The following is a 16200-nucleotide window of genomic DNA, read 5'->3' on the forward strand; positions in this document are numbered from 1 at the left end:
GCCATTGAGCTACCTCGTCCTTCGGTCATGTGGTCCCTGCGGTCAGGCCTGACCGCAGGGACCACATCCTCCTGTCGCCCTTGGCGAATCGGGTGAGTGCCTGACCCACCAGACGACAAGGTGCAGCAAGCCCAGGATGGTGAACACGGCCGCGGAAGCGACGCTGACCGCCACGGCGAGGACAGCCAGGAGCGTCGCAAGCGGAAAGAACAGTACGACCGCGGCCAGACCAGCCCAGCTCAACGCGGCTCCCAAGGCGGTCAGGCGCATACAAGTGAGACAACGGCCCAATCGGGCCGACAGTGTGTGGGGCGATGATGTTGCCATACCCACGGGACCTCCCGGAGATGGTATGAAGCCCCTGGCCTTTGATAGCGACGCTACGCCCGGTGATCTACCTGTCAACGGAGGCGAGGTGACCTCATCCGGCCATCGCGCCCTTTTATGGGTCGTGTGCGAAGATGACGATCGTCATGCTCCTTGGCCAGCTCGCGAGGTCCTCTTCGTCCACGGGCAGCAACACTAAAGTCAATCCTGCAACTAGCGGCCGTGCGAGGGTAGTTATGTATGGGCTTCTGAGGGAGCGCCGGGAAGGGGGACGGTGCGGCCGACGATGTCCGGGAACGACGGTATGCCGAGGTTGATGGTGGTAGCCCGACGTGTCCGGTCGTCGAGCAGGGCGAGCTTGGCTTCGGCGGCGGCAAGGCTGACACGCAGTCCTTCGGCTTCGCCGAGCCAGCCTTCACGTTCGGCCTCGGCGATACGGGCGTTCAGGTTGTCGCGGATCTCCTCCAACCGGGGCCGCTGCCCAGAGCCCAGGCGAAGGACGGGGCAGCGAACACAAGAATGTTCATGCTGGCAGCTGGTGCCATAAGCTCGTCCACAGTCCCCGAGCGCGACCTTGCGGCGTTCAAAATGACCGAGGAACTCCGACCATTCCTCGTCGGTGGGGGTGCGGTATTCCTCGCTGGGCCGCAGGGCCCGGCGGCGAGTGATGAAGGCGCGGTGGCCGGTGATCGCCTCCTCGGGATAGACCGCCTTGCAGCCCATCGTGGTGTTGATGTCCTTGTGGCCGAGGAGCAGCTGGGCGATGTGGGGTGGCATCCCGTTTTGCATGGCTTCGGTGGTGAAGAGCCTTCGAAAGTCGTGGGGTGTGTGGGTCAGAGGTCGCCCTGAGGCGTCGGTCAGGCCTGAGGCCAGCAGGGTTTCGTTGATCGCCTTGCGGATCGTGTTCCCGGAGACGGCTCGGCGCTGCCCGCCGCTGGTCCATTGGAAGAGCAGTGGAGCAGGGGTGTTCCAGACCTTCTCCAGGCTGTCGTAGAAGGGGATCAGCGGAACTGCTCCGTCCGTGCCGCGGATCCGGCTGACGATCGCGCTGAGGACGTCGGCAAGCTCGGGGCTGATGACCAAAAGTCGTTCTTCGTCGGTTTTGGACGGCGCGATCTGCAGCAGAGGGATGAGTTCGCCGGTGGCCGGCAGGGTGTATTGGGTGATGCTGTGGTGGCTGGTCTCGAGCATCTCCTCGATCCGGACCCCGGTGTGGCGAAGGAATTCGATCGCGGCCCAGCCCCAGAACGCGCGATGCTCGTCCTGGACGAGGTTTCGGCGGGATCCGGACTCGTCGTAGGCGCAGGAGGAGCCGCTACTGTCGAGCCGGTTGTCGCGGCTGGCTTTGACGAACGTCTCGCCGAGGACGGCGAAGGAATCGCCGGCCTTGGCCGCGCGGAGGGCCGCGAGCCGGATCCGCGCCGCGTGGAGCCGCTCCTCGGCTGTCCGTATCAGGGCGGGCAGCATCGGCAGCCGCTCCCTGGTGCGCTGGTCCATCCGCGCTTTGCGCCGCGTGTTGTCCTTCTTGTAGGTGATCTCGGTGGAGCTGATCGGACTGGGCGCCGCCCAGGGACCCCAGCGAGCCGGATCTTCCAGAGCCCACTGGGCGATGTCGAGGTAGAAGGCCCTGACCCACCCCAACAGCGCGGCATAGCTGGCCCTGGGACTGCTCCCCTCGACCATCCGGCCGTCTGGAAGCCGGCGACGAGTGATTTTCGCACTCGGTCCTTCCATGCCGCGATAAGCCCTCGGTCCAGGTGCAGTGAGTCGATGCCCGGCTGCAGGTCCTCCAGGTTCTTCCAGAAGTGCAGGGCCAGGACCCGGGCGAGATCCTCGAAGGTGGCGTAGTCCAGGGCCGGCTGCCGTTCGGCGAGATAGTCCACGATGAGGTCACGGACCGGCTGGCATTGCAGCCGGTAGCGGTCGACGAGCTGATCGACGGTGAGCTGCCCGGAGAACAACGTAACCGCCCGAAGAGTGGTCGGCGCGTCGTCCGGGAACTGACCCATGTCCTTGAGCAGCGAGTAGAACAGGGATCGGCTGTCACCACCACGCCCGAGAATCTGAAGCTCGACGTGCCGCAGTTCCAGGCAGTCGCCAACCGTGACGTCGGCAACCCCGCCTCCCTTGGCCACCACAATCGTCGCGATCTGGGAACAGGCCAACAGGCCAAGCCTGGAGGCGAGCAGCACCGGGTCAGCGGATTCCTCGATGCGGGCGAAACCTGCCGGGTCCCGATGCTGGACCACCGCTTCTCGCCAGTACTTGCTGCGGACGATCTTCAGCAGGAACTCAAGATCTGGCCTGATCACGTCGGCGACCAGCAGGCAGAGCAGCCCCGACCGCAGGCCCTCCTCGCGCGGCTTCTCGCCGTGCTCGCTCATCCAGGCCATCACCTGGTCCACCCAGCGGAAGCCGAGGGCGTTTGCCGGGCTGACCTGCCACCGATCCTGCCAGGTCGTCCCGGGGAAGGTCTCCAGCCAGCTCAGGATCCAGCGTGCGCCATAGCGGCGGCCCTCGTGCGTGGTCTTAACTCGTGCCCGCATCGGGGGCCGGTCGATCCTGGCGAGAACCGCTTGCCGAGTCTCCTCGGTCGCCGGCCAGGTGGAAGGCCGTGTCCTGGGCGGGAACTGCGTGAGCAGTCTGCGAGCCGCCTCTCCCTGGAACTGCGTGGGGTCGGCTCCCAACCACGCCGGCTGGATGGTGGACCTGGCCGCGGCCGTCACAAGCGGCCTCCGAAGAGGACCTGCAGGGGGTCGGGGTTATAGCCGATGCTCGGCGGCGGGCCGGATACCGTCCGGCGTTCGGCCTGCCGCCGGTAATGGGCCAGCGCGCTGGCCACGACGTCCTCCTGGGTCGGCGTGGTGTAGATCTGCGTCGTACTCAGGTGTGCGTGCCCGAGGATCCCCTGGACGTCGGTTAACGGCATCGCGGGGTCCTGGGCCATCCGGTAGGCCGCGGTGTGGCGGAGATCATGGAGTGTCCAGTTCGAGCCGAGTAGAACTTGGGCGCGGGCGAACATGGCGCGAGCGGCCGGATAGGCGAGCTGCCGCCAAGGACGGCGAAGCGTGAACCACAACGGTTCGCTGCCGCCGCGAGGGGCGCCCTTGCGCCAGAGTTCTTCCTGGTAGAGCCGGAGCCAGACGAAGGCATCCGGAGAGGCCGGCAGTTGCTGAACAGCCCGGCTGCCCTTGCGGACCACCGCCACGAGTTGCTGCCCAGGATCCGCATGGCCCTGTCGCGCTGTCAGCAGCTCTTCCGCCCGCGCGGCGGTCGAGACCCAGAACGCCAGCAACGCCCGATCTCGGTGGTGATTCAGTCCTGCGAACAGGTTGTTGAACTGCTCATGGGGATCCGCCGTGGGACCCGTTTGGGAACCTTCGGCCGATAGCGGCCCTGCCGCTCGTCCCGGAACGGGTCCAAGAAGTTGTGGTGAGCGTTCGCCCTGTTCGCCCTTCGCGACCGGTTGAGTGGAAGCGGGTTGATGATCGGGCCGCGCCCGGCCTCAAGGTGGAAGTCGTAGAAGGCCCGTAGCACCGTCTCGGCATGCGCTCTGGTCGACGAGGCGAACTTCCGGCCCAGTGGCGGCTTCCCTGTCACAGGGTTCACCCTGTCGGGTGTGGAACGGCGCCGGCTTCGTGACGGCTTGTCCGCGATCTGCATCCACCGCGCGAAGTCCCGAGCATCGATCTGCACCGCCTTGTCCCACGCGACTCCGATCGCGACCAAGAAGCGCCACCAACGCAATAGGTCGTGGCCATAGGAACGGATCGTCGAGACCGATCGGTCAGCCGCCTGCAGGTCCGCGAAGAAGGCTGCGACCGGCTCGATCACCACACCGGCCCTGTCTACGAGCCGATACGGCTCCCATTTCTCCCTGGTCTCTACGAGCTGACCGATGTCGGGTACGACAAGCGCTGCAATGTCCCGCTGATCGTTCGGATGACGCATGGCGGAGGAACGTAGCACGACCTCCTCTGAGCTGCAACGATGCCCTCTTTAGTTCAGTTAACAGGCCACTTCTTCCGACACCCGCCTGCCAGGCCCGAACGGGTGGTCGCCCGGAGAAGCATCACCGCCGCGACGTGTTCGATGCGATCAGGTACATCACCGACGACGCGGCGAAATGGAGGGCCTTGCCTTCTTAGCGGATTCGGTCGTAAACCATGGCGATCTCGCCCAGTGCGCCGCTTTGCTGGCGGGTGAGCATCCACTTGGAAGCCGGCAGGCCATCGTCGAACAGTCGCTGCCCACCTCCCACGATCTCAGGGAAGATCATGAGGTGCAGCCGGTCGAGCAGGTCTGCCGACAGGAGCGGCTTGATGATGCTCGCGCTGCTGTTGACGAGGATGTCGCCCTCACCAGTGGCCTTGAGGTCGGCAACGACATCGGCGGCGGGGGCGTTCACCACGCGGGTGCGTTCCCACGGCGCTTCGGTCAAGGTGGTCGAGAAGACGACCTTCTCCGTGTCGACCAGCCACTTGGCGTATCCGCGATCACGCGGGTCGGCGTTCTCGTCTTCGGCGACCGCCGGCCAGTAGCCCATGAATCCTTCGGCGTTGAGTCGGCCGAGCAGCGCCGTCGTCGCACCCTCCCAGATGCCGCACATGTGGTTCCGCGCGACCTCGCTGGTCACATAGGGGGCGAACGCGGCGAAGTCGTTGGGCCCGCCTGGACCGTTGTAACGCCCGTCGAGGGTCAGGCTCAGGTTCGCGGTCACCCTGCGGCCGGTCGAGTTCGTCATTTGGTGCTCCTTGTATCGGTGTCGTGCGTGTCCGCAGCGAGGATCGCGGCGAGCTTGTCAAGGCTTTGGCCGTAGCCGATCTCGATGCCTGCGATGAAGTCGGCTGAGTCGACCGTGCTGTCGGTGACGCGGAAGTGGACGTCGAGTTCTGTTCCCGTGCCGGTGGGCCGGAGGCCGAGATCGAGGTGGGCGGTGAAGGCGAGGCTGCCGTCGGGAAGCTGGGGGGAGAGCCGGTAGGCGAGGCGCTCGCCGGGGCGTACGTCCTCGACGACTCCCAGCGCGCGCCCGGCGACCAGGTCGGAGCCGTCGGTGTCCTCGGCGTCGCGGTATTCATGGACGATCCGCCCACCCGGTCGCGCCTCGAAGACGAGCTCGGAGACGCGCAGGTCGGCCGGCGTCCACCAGCGGGCGAGCAGGGAGGCCTCGGTCAGGTGGTGCCAGACCTCTTCCGGACCCGCTGTCAGCGACCGGTGGAAAGTGAACGAGCGGCCGTCGGCCCACCCCGGCTCCTTGGCGGCGAGCCGCTCTGTCCGGAGGCTGAGCTCGTAGCGATCGTAGGTCTCGCGCGAGCCGCCGGTTCGGTCCGCGGTGTCGGCCAGCCGAGTGAGCGCAGCCGCCAGTTCCCGTAGGGGTGCGGGCTGGAGCGCGTAGACGCGGCGCTGGCCGGAGCGCTGGGAGGTGACGACGCCGGCACGCTCAAGGGCCTGCAGGTGCTTGGTCGTCTGCGGCTGGCGCGCCTCGGCGAGCTGCGCGAGAACACCGACCGGGCGAGGCCGCTCGGCCAGCAGGCCCACAAGCCGCCAGCGGGCCGGGTCGGCCAGTGCGGTGAGGAGTGCGTCCATGCCGAAAAGTATTCACCGCAACGAATATTCGTGTCAAGGAATATCTCGGAATGGTGGGGCGGCATCCGGATCGGGCAGGTCCGCTACTAAGGATCGAAGAACACCTCTGAAGGGCGGAAAGCCGCCAAGGGCCTCGCTCCGCCCTTATGGGCGGGACTCACCTCAGGCCCCCCGTCTATAAGGGTGGGACCCGCCGCCAACCCCGCCCCGCCTAGGAGCCCCTTGTCCGAAACAGGACATGTAATATCCCCTTTTATGCGGATGGGTGAAGGGGTCGAGTGGGGCCTGCACTGCTGCCTGGCCCTGGCCTGGCTGGAGGACGAGGCGCCGATCCCGACGGGGAAGCTGGCCGAGCTGTTCGAGCTGCCACCCGTCTACCTCAAGAAACGGCTCCAGGACCTGGTACGCGCCGGCATCCTCGCCTCGGTGCCCGGGGTGAAGGGCGGGTTCCGGCTGGCCAGGGCGCCGGAACGGATCACGCTCCTGGAGGTCGTCGCCGCCATCGAAGGCCGGGACGAAGCGTTCAGGTGCACCGAGATCCGCCAGAAGGGGGCAGGCGCCGAGGAGCCGCCCACCGCGTTCGCGAAGCCGTGCGGCGTGGTGATCGCGATGCGGCGCGCCGAGCTGGCCTGGCGCAGGGAGCTGGCGGCGCAGACCGTCGCCGACCTCATGCGGGAGGCGGCCCCGTCCGCGCCCGGCCGCTTCCGCCGCCACTACGCCCGCCTCGCCAACTGACCGGGCCCGGCCCGGGTCATGACACACCCAGGAGGTAAAACGGGATGCTGAATGTCCCCGTTAAGAGCACGTTCGCACCCGTGACGGTGCTGGCCGCGGGGGCGTTCGCCGTGGGGACGGACGCGTTCGTGGTGGCGGGGTTCCTGCCGCCGCTCGCCGCGTCCTTAGAGGTGAGCGAGACGGCGGCAGGGCAGTCGGTGACCGCGTTCGCGGTGGCGTACGCGATCCTGTCGCCCGTCCTCGCCACCGTGACCGCCCGCCTGTCGCGGCGGGCGCTGCTGGTCGGCGCGCTGCTGCTGCTCGCGCTGGCCAACCTGGGGTCGGCGCTCGCGCCGACGTTCGCGGTGCTGCTGGTGACGCGGGTCGTGGCGGCGGCGGGAGCGGCGGCGTTCACTCCGAACGCCGGGGCGGTGGCGGCGGCGCTGTCGCGGCCCGAGGCGCGGGGCCGGGCGCTCGCCACGGTCGTCGGCGGGCTCACGGTGGCGACGGCGGCCGGGGTGCCGCTGGGCGGGCTGGCCGGGCAGTGGCTCGGCTGGCGGGCGGCGCTCGGCCTGGTGGCGGGAGCCTGCGTGGTGGTGGCCGCCGCCGTGTACGTGATCTTGCCGGCGCTGCCCGGCGGGTCCCCGGTGCCGCTGCGGGTACGGCTCAGGGTGCTGCGGCGGCCCGCCGTCCCCGCCGTGCTGGCGCTGACCGTGCTCGGCATGGCCGCCACCTACACCGTCTACGCCTACAGCGCCCCCGCGATGCGCGCCGTCGGCGTGGAGTCCACGGCGTCGATGCTCTTCCTGTACGGGCTGGGCGCCGTCCTCGGCAACCTGGCCGCCGGGTACGCCACGGACCGGTGGGGCGCCGGCCGAGTGCTCATGACCGGATATGTCGTGATGGCTGTCAGTCTGGCCGGGCTGGGCCGGCTGGCGGGCTCACAGGACGTGCCCGTCGTCCTCGTCGGGCTGCTGGCCGCCGGGTGGGGCGCGGGCACCTGGTGCCAGACGCCGCCCCAGCAGCACCGGCTCATCGGCGTCGCCCCCGGGGAGGCGTCCCTGGTCGTCTCGCTCAACGCGTCGGCCATCTACGCGGGCATCGGCGCCGGCACGCTCGCCGGCGGGCTGACGCTGGCGTACGGGGTGGCGGTGACCTACGCGGCTGGCGCGGCGCTGGCGGTGCTCGCCCTGCTGCTGGTCACGGCCACCCGCCGGACCTGACCCCGTCTCGTACTAGGCTGGCCTACCCCGGCGATCACGGAGGAGAAGCGGCATGACCATCACCGCGTACACCGTCACCGGCCCCGTCGCCCAGCACGGCGAGGGGCCCGTGTGGTCCGGCCGGTGGGGCGGGCTGCGGTGGGTGGACATGCTGGCCGGCGACGTCCTCGCGCTCACGCCCGCCGGCGAGGTGCGCCGCCGTCACGTCGCCGAGGTCGCCGCCGTCGTGCGCCCCCGCGTCTCCGGCGGGTACGTCGTCGCCGCCGAGCGCGAGCTGCTGCTGGCCGACTCCGACGACCTCGACGCCCCGCTGCGCTCGCTCGGCGAGGCGTGGACCGACCCCGGCGTCCGCATGAACGAGGGCGGCTGCGACCCCGACGGCCGCTTCTACATCGGCAGCATGGCCTACGACTCCGCCCCCGGCCGCGGCTCGTTCTACGCGGCAGGGCCCGGCGGCGAGCTGCGCGTGGTGCTGCCGGAGGTGACGATCTCCAACGGCTTCGGCTTCAGCCCGGACGGCCGGCTGGCTTACTACGCCGACACCGGGACCGGCCGCGTGGACGTCCTCGACTACGACCCGGAGACCGGGCTGAGCGGCCGGCGCCCCTTCGCCGTCGTGGACCCGTCGCAGGGTGCCCCCGACGGCCTGACGGTGGACGCCGAGGGCGGCGTCTGGGTGGCCCTGTGGGACGGCGGCGCCGTCCACCGCTACGCTCCCGACGGCCGGCTCGACGCGGTGGTCACCCTCCCGGTCCGCAAGGTCACCGCCGTCGCCTTCGGCGGCGCAGATCTCAACCGCCTCTACATCACCACCTCGGCCCTGGACGTGGACCGCACGGAACAACCCGAGGCAGGCGCCCTCTTCGCCGCCGACCCCGGCATCCACGGCCTCCCCGTCCTGCCCACCACGCTCTGACCGGGCCGCGAACGCGTTCGGCGCGAGGATGTGCCCGGGTGAGGTGATCAATCGGTAGCGTTAGCGCATGCGTTCGCGCGGTGTGTCGCTGGATGGGCTGTTCGCCGCTTCGGCCGTCGCCCTGGAACTGGTGATCAACGGGTACGCGGGTGAGGGCAACGCGTCGCCGACGCCGCCCGAGTTCGCCGCGGCGCTGCTGGCCGGCCTGCCCATGGGCGTCGTACGCCAGCGCCCAGGCCACGTCACCGTCTACCTCGCCGCCCTCGTCGTGATCGCCGGCCGGTTGGCGCCGGGCACGGACAGCGCGCAGATCCTGCTGTGCGTGGCGCTGTGCCTGACCGGCCACCGTTCCGGGCTCAGGGCGGCGCGCGGCCCGATGGCCGCCGCCATGCTGGCCACGGCGCTCACCGTGGCGGCCCCCGGCGTCACCCCCGGCACGATGGCGCTCGCCTTCCTGCTGCCCGCCGCGCCCGCCGTCATCGGCGGCCACCTGCACCGCAGCACCCGCGACGTCACCCCCGACGTGCTGCTGGCGGCCGGCGGCGTGCTGCTGGCCGTGCTGAGCACGTGGGACGTCTGGCACTCGGGCGGCCATCCGGTCGCGATCGTCCAGGTCGCCGCGGTCGTCTCCGGGCTGGCGCTCGGGGTGGCCAGGAGGCTGCCCGGCCTGGTCGTGGCCGTCGAAGGGGTGCTGCTGCTCGCCGCGGACGCCCACCTGCACCGCGCCGCCGACACCGGCATGCTGCTCCTGATGGTGGCGATGGGGGTGTTCGCGATACGGGTGGCGTCGTGGCCGCGGACGGCCGTGGCGTACGCGGCGGGCTGCGTGGCGGTCGCGGTGGCCGTGTTCGAGCCGCTGAGCAGGATCACCACCCTGCGCGTGCTCTTCCTGATGACGCTGGTGGCGATGCCGATCGCGGTCGGCCGTTACCTCGGCATGCGCCGCGCCGTCACCGCGGCCGAGCGGCTGCGGGCCGAGGAGGCCGTACGCCTGACGCTCGCCCGCGCCCGCGCCGACCTGCTGGCCGAGCGCGAGCACATCGCCCGCGACGTCCAGACCCTGGTGGCGGGCCACGTCGGCGCGATGGTGCTGCGGGCCGGCGCCGCCTGCGACGCCGCTCCCGACGGGCCGGTCGGCCACGCGCTCACCGACATCCGCGAGACGGGCAACCAGGTGCTGCGCGACCTCGGCAACCTGCTGCACGGCGCCGGCCTCCACCTCGACGCGGCCGAGCTGATCCGCGCGGCGGCCCGCCGCATGTCCGCCGCCGGTCTCGTCGTGGACCTCGGCCTCGACCCCGGTATGGCGACGGTCTCGCCGGTGCTGCGCACGTGCGCCGCCAGCATCGTCCAGGAAGGGCTGACGAACGTGCTCAAACACGCCGGCCCCGGCACCCGCGTCCGGGTCACGGTCGTAGCCTCCGGTGGCGGGCTGTCGGTCAGGCTGCACAACGGCCCCGCGCCGGCCACGTCGGAACCCCTGCCCTCCTCCGGCCACGGCCTGGCCGGGATGCGCAAACGCGTCCGCGCCCTGGGCGGCACCCTCGGCTCGGGCCCCGACGGCGACGGCGGCTGGCTTCTCCGAGCCGACCTGCCGCCCAGAGGCGGCGACTGATCACGCGAGTACGCGGTCGGGAGCGTGCTGCGAACGGCGGGCGAGCACCGCGCCGCACAACACGACCACGCCGCCCGCGATCTGGAACGCGCCCAGCGTCTCCCCGAGGAACCCCCACGCCATCACCGCCCCCGCGATGACCTCGATCGTGCCCATCGTGGCGGCCACCGCCGCCGACAGCCGCCGCACGGCGTGCACGCCCCACACGTACGGCAGCACCGTGCCCGCGACCACCATCAGCAGGTACGCCACGAGCACCGGCAGCTCGACCCCGCCCGGCGCCACCGACGTCCTGAACGCCTCCCAGGGCAGGTCCCACGGCGACGCCGGCGGCGCCAGCACCACGGTCGCGCCCACCGTGCCCCAGGCGATGAGCGCGAGCGGGTCCACCTCGTCGCCGAAGCTCTCGTTCATCAGGAAGTAGCCGGCCGAGCAGGCCGCCGCCAGCAGGCCCGTCGCCAGGCCCAGCCCGTCGAGGCGGATCTCCCGCCACGCCTCCACGACGATCGCCAGGCCGGCGACCGCGACGACCGCGCCCGCGTACGCGGACCTGGGCAGGCGCAGGCGGCGTACCAGCCGGACCCAGGCCACCACGAGCACCGGCGCCATCGACACCAGCAGCAGCGCGATCCCGACCGGCAGCCTGGTCACCGCCACGAAGAACAGGGTCTGGACGGCCGCCACGGCCGTCAGCGCGTACAGGCCGACGAACGTCCACCGCGACCGGGCGATCCGCAACGCCCCAGGCCGGAACAGGCCGAGGACGAGCACCATGAGCACCCCCGACCCGGCCAGCCGTACCCACACCGCCTCGACCGGCGTCATCCCGCCCGCCACGAGGTACTTCGCCATCGGCCCCGAGAACGCGAACCCACAGGCCGACCCGACCGCCAGCACCGCCCCCGCCCACCGCATCCCGCCACCACCAGCACAGTCATCACCGTAAGAAGTCTTCGATGCTGTCACCCGGGACGACCACCCGCAACGCGATTTCCGCCAGAACGCGCCCTTGGACGGGGCCGAGGGGGCGCCCACCGAGGCCGGCCCGCCCGGAGGCTCGCACGCTCGCTCAGGCAGGAGCGGGGCCTAACCTGCCTGGAGGGCCGCATGCTCGCTCGCCGGGGGTGGGGCCTGGCTCGGTCGCAGGCGCGTTCAGGCGGGGGCGGGGTCTGGGCCGGCGGGCGCCCTGCCGGGGCGGTCGAGGCCGGCCGCCAGCTCGGCGATGGCGGCGTCGAACCGGCGCCGCAGCACCGCGATGTCGGGCGCCAGGCCGGTCTCGCCCGCCTGGCGCGACCACCGATCCAGCACCACGCGCAGCGCGCTCAGCACGGCGCCGGCGCACACGATCGGATAGACGCCCTCACCCTCGTCCAGGCCGGCGTCGCAGGAGGCCGCCCCGGAAGAGGGCGGGGCGATGCGTTCGGTGATCGCCTCGGCCAGGGCCTGCTCCTGGGCGGCGAGGACGGCCAGCTCGTACGGCACCAGCGACGGCGTGGTCCTGACCAGCCGCAGCGCCCGGATGTGGTCCCGGCCGCCGGCGTCGCTCGCGTCCATGACCGTGAGCACCGCCTCCCTGAACGCCGCCAGCACCGTCTCCTCCGGCGGCCGGGCGCGGAACTCGGCGATGAGCTGCTCGGCGGCGGCCGAGAGGGTCGCCACGACCGCCTCCTCCTTGCTGGAGAAGTAGTTGAAGAAGGTGCGCAGCGCGATGTCGGCCTCACCGGCGATCTGCTCGACGGTGACGTTCTCGACGCCGTGACGCAGGGAGAGGCGGAGCGCGGCCGCGCTGAGCGCCGCCCTGGTGGCCTGCTTCTTGCGTTCACGCCGCCCGACGACCGCCCCGGCCTCCTGCTCCACCACGGTCCCCATTATGAACGGCGTGCCACCGCAAGCGGGCGGTGGAGCCGGCGGGGGGCGACGCCCGGCACCCGCCGGACGGGAAGGGCCGTCTGGCGGCGTCGGCCGGTCTCCCGGCGGTGTCGAGCCCGCTCTGGACGCCGGCGTGAGCGTCGCCCTTACCTTGGACCGCGCACCCACCCACCCCGGTTCCACCGGAACGCGAACCCCATCCCATCCGCAGGTCAGGGGTGGAGGGCGGCGGCGTGGCAGGCGCCGAAGCCTTCGGCTCTCAGCTCCACGTGGCCCTGGCGCACCCGCAGCGCCACCTCCGTGCGGTCGTCCGGGTCCGCTACGCCCGCGGCCGAAGCCAGCGCGCCCGTGTCGTCGTACAGGACGCGCAGACGGGGCCAGGCGGCGCGGGGGAAGGCCTGGCGGAGGCAGGTGACCACCTCGGCGAGGACGAGGCGGGCCAGGGGGAGCAGCTCCTTGGGGGCGCCGGTGACGATGACGACGGTCAGTTCGGCGCCGGGGGGCGCGGCGCGGACGAGCTCCTCGGCGGCCGAGAGCCGGTGCAGGCCGAGCACCGCCACCACCCCGTCGCGCTCGGGGCGGGCGGGCTCGCCGCAGACCGCGTCGACGGTCCCGGACGGCGGTGCCCAGGGAGAGGCAGGGGACAGGACCGAGGGGGTCGTGGGGGCCTGGAACCAGCGATCGTCGAGGTCGAGGCCGGCGAGCTGCTCGCACGTCCTGATCACGTCGAACGGATCGACGAACCCGGGCGCCGCCGCCGACAGCTGCGCGGCCCCCTGCAGGACGGTGAGCGCGGACTCGGCGAGCCGCACCAGCCGCCCGTCCGGCTCGCGGGGCGGCCGCAGGCGTTCCATGGCGAGCCCGAGCAGGATCGCGTTGAGCCGCATGAGCTGTGCGTACGGCTTGCGCGTGGCCTCGTCGGCGAGGATCTCGGGCAGCAGGTGCATGCCCAGCCGGCTCGGCTCGTGCTCGCCGTCGGTGACCAGCGGCAGCCGGGTCACCCAGGCCCGCGCGACCTCGCCGAGCGCCTCGCGCACGGTCAGCGCGGGCTCGTCGGGAGGTCGTACGGGCGCGTGCTCGGCCAGGTCGGCCAGCACCGCGAAGTAGAGGGCCCGCTTGCCGGGGAAGTTGGAGTAGACCGCGCCGCGGGTCAGCTCGGCCCGGTCGGCGATGTCGTCGATCTTGGCGTCGCGGTAGCCGCGTTCGGCGAACTCCTCCTTGGCCGCCGCCAGCACCTTCGCCCGGTTGCGCTCCTGCGTCTGTGCCCTGGTGAGCCTGACCAACCGCCCTCCTCCGTTGCCGTGCGCCCGAAAAGCAAGATACCGTCAACATTCAGATGATGGCATCTTTCGAAATGAGAGGCGGCGTCATGACCGACGTGCCGGAGATAGACCTGTCCGACCTCGCGGTGCTGCGCGACCTGGCCGCCGCGTACGCCCCGGCCAGGGAGAAGTCCCCCGTGGTACGGCTGCTGGTGCCGGGGCTCGGCCACCTGTGGGCGGTCACCCGCTACGAGGAGGCCAGGGCGGCGCTGGCCGACCCCCGCCTCGAGATCAACTCAGGCAGCTTCCTGCGCCCCGACGTCCCCGAGCACTGCGTCCGCTACATGCGCACGATGTCCGAGATGAACGGCCCCGAGCACACCCGCCTGCGCCGCCTCGTCGCGCCCGCGTTCACGCCGCGCAAGGCACTGGAGTTCGCCCCGCGCATCGAGGCCGTCGTGGACCGCCTGCTCGCCGAGCTGCCGGGCCAGGAGGCCGACCTGCTCGCGCACTTCGCCAGGCCGCTGCCCATGGAGGTGATCTGCGAGCTGGTCGGCATCCCCGCCGCCGACCGCCCCGCCTGGCGCGAGTACGGCGTCGCCGTCGCGAGCGGCCACGGCGAGGCGTTCAAGGAGGCGCTGCCGGCCATCATCGAGGGCGCGAAGAAGGCGATCGCCGAGGCACGCGCGACGCCGTCCGCGAACGTGGTCTCCGACCTGGCCCGCCTCGCCGGCGAGGACGGCGACAGGCTCTCCGACGACGAGCTGGTCACCATGGTGTGGCTGCTGGTCCTGGCCGGCCAGACCCCGGCCAACCTCATCGCCAACGCCCTGGTCACCCTCTTCGCCCACCCGGATCAGCTGGCCGCGCTGCGCGCCGACCCCGCGCTCATGCCGCGCGCGGTGGAGGAGCTGGCCCGCTGGTGCACCCCGCAGATCATGACCGTGCCGCGCTTCGCCGCGCAGGACGTCGAGATCGGCGGCGTGCGCATCCCCAAGGGCGAGCCGGTCACCGTCTCGGTGGCCGCGGCGAACCGGGACCCGCGCGTGTTCGACGAGCCGGACAGGTTCGACATCACCAGGGAGCCCGTGCCGCACCTCGGGTTCGGCCACGGGCCGCACTTCTGCGTGGGCGCGGGGCTGGCCCGCGTGGAGACCGGCGTCGCGCTCGGCGCCCTGCTGCGCCGCTTCCCCGGCATGGAGCTCAAGGGCGAGCCGGCGTACCTGCCCGATCCGGGGACGCTGCGCCTGGCGGCCCTGCCGGTCGCCCTGGGCTGACCAGCGCGGCTCCAGCATCGGCACGAGGAACCGCCGCGCGATGCCGGCCGGCTGCTCGTCGTCGAGGTCGACGACCACGCTCGGCACGGCGAGGCCGCCGTGGACCTCGTGCGCGGGGTCGCCGCCGAGGGCCGCGCCATCACCGACGACGACCTCGACGGCATCCGCACCATCTGCCGCTGCGGCACCTACCCCCGCATCCGGCAGGCGATCAGGGCCGGCGCCGAGCGCATGTGAGCGCCGTCAGACCTCGCGTACGCCGCCCCGCCAGACCCCCGCCACCAGCGGGACCCCCGGCCGGTAGGCCAGATGGACGTGGCTCGGCGCGTCCAGCAGCACCAGGTCGGCGCGGGCGCCGGGGGACAGGCGGCCCACGTCGTCGCGGCGCAGCGCCCGCGCGCCGCCCAGCGTCGCGGCGGCCACGGCCTCGTCCGGCGTCATGCCCATCTCGCGCACGGCCAGCGCCACGCAGAACGGCATCGAGCTGGTGAAGCTGGACCCCGGGTTGCAGTCGGTGGACAGCGCCACCGTCACGCCCGCGTCCAGCAGGCGGCGCGCGTCCGGGTACGGCGAGCGGGTGGAGAACTCCGCGCCGGGCAGCAGCGTCGCCACCGTCGAGCCGCTCGCCAGCGCGTCCACGTCTTCGTCGTCGAGGTGCGTGCAGTGGTCGGCCGACGCCGCGCCCAGCTCCACCGCCAGCCGCACGCCCGGCCCCGGGCCGAGCTGGTTGGCGTGCACCCGAGGCGTCAGTCCCGCCCGCTGCCCGGCCGTGAGCACCTTGCGGGACTGGTCGCCGTCGAACGCGCCCCGCTCGCAGAAGACGTCCACCCAGCGGGCGTGCGGGGCGCAGGCGTCCAGCATCGGTCCCGCCACCAGGTCCACGTACGCGTCCGGGTCGCCGGCGTACTCCGGCGGCACCACATGGGCGCCCAGGTACGTCACCTCGTCGGTGTGACCTGCCGCGATGCGCAGCGCGCGGGCCTCGTCCTCGACCGTCAGGCCGTAGCCCGACTTGCACTCGATCGTCGTGGTGCCCTGGCGCAGCGCCTCGGCGACGTACCTGGCGACGTTCGCGTCCAGCTCCGCGTCGCTCGCCGCGCGGGTCGCCGTCACCGTCGTGCGGATGCCGCCCGCCGTGTAGCGCTGGCCCGACATGCGGGCGTCGAACTCGGCCGTGCGGTCACCGGCGAACACCAGGTGCGCGTGCGAGTCCACGAACCCGGGGATCGCGGCCCGCCCGCCCGCGTCCACCCGCTCGTCGGCGTCGGGCACCCGCGCCTGCGGCCCGGCCCAGACGACCCGGCCCGCGTCGAACACGACGGCGGCGCCGGTGATCGTGCCCAGCTCGGGGTCGTTGGTGAGCAGGCTGCCTATCCCGGTGATGGCGACGGACACGGCGCGGCTCCTTTCT

The 16200-nt window shown here is 71.8% G+C and carries 17 protein-coding genes; 7 read left to right on the forward strand and 10 right to left on the reverse strand.

Features of this window, described 5'->3' with window-relative positions:
- Positions 1 to 561: 561 nt before the first annotated feature.
- From ABZW11_RS21030 to ABZW11_RS21045, 4 genes are all read right to left on the reverse strand, one after another.
- Entirely contained in the window at positions 562 to 1794 is a 1233-nt protein-coding gene (locus ABZW11_RS21030; protein WP_355419457.1) for a site-specific integrase, read from the reverse strand.
- On the reverse strand, positions 1779 to 2873 hold the full coding sequence (locus ABZW11_RS21035; protein ID WP_355419459.1) for a hypothetical protein: 1095 nt from the start codon (positions 2871 to 2873) through the stop codon (positions 1779 to 1781). Before ABZW11_RS21035 ends, ABZW11_RS21030 begins: the two co-directional genes overlap by 16 nt.
- Before the next feature lie 176 nt (positions 2874 to 3049).
- The gene (locus tag ABZW11_RS21040) at positions 3050 to 3622 is read right to left on the reverse strand and encodes a site-specific integrase (RefSeq protein ID WP_355419461.1); all 573 of its coding nucleotides are present in this window, start codon (positions 3620 to 3622) and stop codon (positions 3050 to 3052) included.
- Between the two features lie 20 nt (positions 3623 to 3642).
- Entirely contained in the window at positions 3643 to 4278 is a 636-nt protein-coding gene (locus ABZW11_RS21045; protein ID WP_355419463.1) for a site-specific integrase, read from the reverse strand.
- Positions 4279 to 4304: 26 nt separating this feature from the next.
- Between ABZW11_RS21045 and ABZW11_RS21050 the strand changes: the two genes are divergently transcribed.
- Positions 4305 to 4475 carry a transposase gene (locus tag ABZW11_RS21050; RefSeq protein ID WP_355419606.1) on the forward strand — a complete coding sequence of 57 codons (171 nt, stop codon included), beginning with the start codon at positions 4305 to 4307 and terminating at the stop codon, positions 4473 to 4475.
- Here the strand turns inward: ABZW11_RS21050 and ABZW11_RS21055 are convergent.
- Positions 4472 to 5071 carry a dihydrofolate reductase family protein gene (locus ABZW11_RS21055; protein WP_355419465.1) on the reverse strand — a complete coding sequence of 200 codons (600 nt, stop codon included), beginning with the start codon at positions 5069 to 5071 and terminating at the stop codon, positions 4472 to 4474. The two genes, ABZW11_RS21050 and ABZW11_RS21055, sit on opposite strands and share 4 nt — an antisense overlap.
- Positions 5068 to 5913 carry a metalloregulator ArsR/SmtB family transcription factor gene (locus ABZW11_RS21060; RefSeq protein ID WP_355419467.1) on the reverse strand — a complete coding sequence of 282 codons (846 nt, stop codon included), beginning with the start codon at positions 5911 to 5913 and terminating at the stop codon, positions 5068 to 5070. Before ABZW11_RS21060 ends, ABZW11_RS21055 begins: the two co-directional genes overlap by 4 nt.
- A gap of 255 nt (positions 5914 to 6168) precedes the next feature.
- On the opposite strand from ABZW11_RS21060, the gene ABZW11_RS21065 reads away from it, so the two are divergent.
- The 4 genes from ABZW11_RS21065 to ABZW11_RS21080 all read left to right on the forward strand — a co-directional run bounded on the left by ABZW11_RS21065 (position 6169) and on the right by ABZW11_RS21080 (position 10381).
- Positions 6169 to 6648 (forward strand): Rrf2 family transcriptional regulator, encoded by a 480-nt coding sequence (locus ABZW11_RS21065; protein ID WP_355419469.1) that lies wholly within the window; start codon positions 6169 to 6171, stop codon positions 6646 to 6648.
- An 80-nt stretch (positions 6649 to 6728) separates the two neighbouring features.
- Positions 6729 to 7850 carry an MFS transporter gene (locus ABZW11_RS21070; RefSeq protein ID WP_355419471.1) on the forward strand — a complete coding sequence of 374 codons (1122 nt, stop codon included), beginning with the start codon at positions 6729 to 6731 and terminating at the stop codon, positions 7848 to 7850.
- Between the two features lie 52 nt (positions 7851 to 7902).
- Positions 7903 to 8766 carry an SMP-30/gluconolactonase/LRE family protein gene (locus tag ABZW11_RS21075; protein WP_355419473.1) on the forward strand — a complete coding sequence of 288 codons (864 nt, stop codon included), beginning with the start codon at positions 7903 to 7905 and terminating at the stop codon, positions 8764 to 8766.
- A 67-nt stretch (positions 8767 to 8833) separates the two neighbouring features.
- Positions 8834 to 10381 carry a two-component sensor histidine kinase gene (locus ABZW11_RS21080; protein ID WP_355419475.1) on the forward strand — a complete coding sequence of 516 codons (1548 nt, stop codon included), beginning with the start codon at positions 8834 to 8836 and terminating at the stop codon, positions 10379 to 10381.
- On the opposite strand, the gene ABZW11_RS21085 is transcribed toward ABZW11_RS21080, so the two are convergent.
- From ABZW11_RS21085 to ABZW11_RS21095, 3 genes are all read right to left on the reverse strand, one after another.
- Positions 10382 to 11296 carry a DMT family transporter gene (locus ABZW11_RS21085; protein ID WP_355419477.1) on the reverse strand — a complete coding sequence of 305 codons (915 nt, stop codon included), beginning with the start codon at positions 11294 to 11296 and terminating at the stop codon, positions 10382 to 10384.
- A 237-nt stretch (positions 11297 to 11533) separates the two neighbouring features.
- A complete protein-coding gene (locus tag ABZW11_RS21090; protein ID WP_355419479.1) occupies positions 11534 to 12241 on the reverse strand; it encodes a TetR/AcrR family transcriptional regulator in 708 nt (235 codons plus the stop codon).
- Positions 12242 to 12462: 221 nt separating this feature from the next.
- Positions 12463 to 13533, reverse strand: coding sequence for a TetR/AcrR family transcriptional regulator (locus tag ABZW11_RS21095; RefSeq protein ID WP_355419481.1), 1071 nt, complete (start codon positions 13531 to 13533; stop codon positions 12463 to 12465).
- Positions 13534 to 13619: 86 nt separating this feature from the next.
- Between ABZW11_RS21095 and ABZW11_RS21100 the strand changes: the two genes are divergently transcribed.
- Together ABZW11_RS21100 and ABZW11_RS21105 are read left to right on the forward strand one after the other, a co-directional pair.
- Positions 13620 to 14789: a cytochrome P450 gene (locus tag ABZW11_RS21100; RefSeq protein ID WP_355419483.1), complete on the forward strand. Its 1170-nt coding sequence runs from the start codon at positions 13620 to 13622 to the stop codon at positions 14787 to 14789.
- Positions 14790 to 14888: 99 nt separating this feature from the next.
- The gene (locus ABZW11_RS21105; protein WP_355419485.1) at positions 14889 to 15026 is read left to right on the forward strand and encodes a hypothetical protein; all 138 of its coding nucleotides are present in this window, start codon (positions 14889 to 14891) and stop codon (positions 15024 to 15026) included.
- 6 nt (positions 15027 to 15032) lie between these two features.
- Here ABZW11_RS21105 and hutI read toward each other — a convergent pair whose 3' ends face one another.
- Positions 15033 to 16184 (reverse strand): imidazolonepropionase, encoded by a 1152-nt coding sequence (gene hutI / locus ABZW11_RS21110; protein WP_355419487.1) that lies wholly within the window; start codon positions 16182 to 16184, stop codon positions 15033 to 15035.
- Positions 16185 to 16200: the final 16 nt, after the last annotated feature.

Origin of the sequence: Nonomuraea sp. NPDC004580 (assembly GCF_040609855.1) — a bacterium.
GTDB lineage: Bacteria > Actinomycetota > Actinomycetes > Streptosporangiales > Streptosporangiaceae > Nonomuraea > Nonomuraea salmonea.

Bases quoted from the DNA above. Each gene is read 5' to 3' on its own strand.
- ABZW11_RS21065 (WP_355419469.1), top strand. From the start codon at position 6,169: ATGCGGATGGGTGAAGGGGTCGAGTGGGGCCTGCACTGCTGCCTGGCC.
- ABZW11_RS21030 (WP_355419457.1), bottom strand. From the start codon at position 1,794: ATGCTGCCCGCCCTGATACGGACAGCCGAGGAGCGGCTCCACGCGGCG.
- ABZW11_RS21045 (WP_355419463.1), bottom strand. From the start codon at position 4,278: ATGCGTCATCCGAACGATCAGCGGGACATTGCAGCGCTTGTCGTACCC.
- ABZW11_RS21075 (WP_355419473.1), top strand. From the start codon at position 7,903: ATGACCATCACCGCGTACACCGTCACCGGCCCCGTCGCCCAGCACGGC.
- ABZW11_RS21080 (WP_355419475.1), top strand. From the start codon at position 8,834: ATGCGTTCGCGCGGTGTGTCGCTGGATGGGCTGTTCGCCGCTTCGGCC.
- ABZW11_RS21055 (WP_355419465.1), bottom strand. From the start codon at position 5,071: ATGACGAACTCGACCGGCCGCAGGGTGACCGCGAACCTGAGCCTGACC.
- ABZW11_RS21100 (WP_355419483.1), top strand. From the start codon at position 13,620: ATGACCGACGTGCCGGAGATAGACCTGTCCGACCTCGCGGTGCTGCGC.
- ABZW11_RS21085 (WP_355419477.1), bottom strand. From the start codon at position 11,296: ATGCGGTGGGCGGGGGCGGTGCTGGCGGTCGGGTCGGCCTGTGGGTTC.
- ABZW11_RS21035 (WP_355419459.1), bottom strand. From the start codon at position 2,873: ATGCGGGCACGAGTTAAGACCACGCACGAGGGCCGCCGCTATGGCGCA.
- ABZW11_RS21060 (WP_355419467.1), bottom strand. From the start codon at position 5,913: ATGGACGCACTCCTCACCGCACTGGCCGACCCGGCCCGCTGGCGGCTT.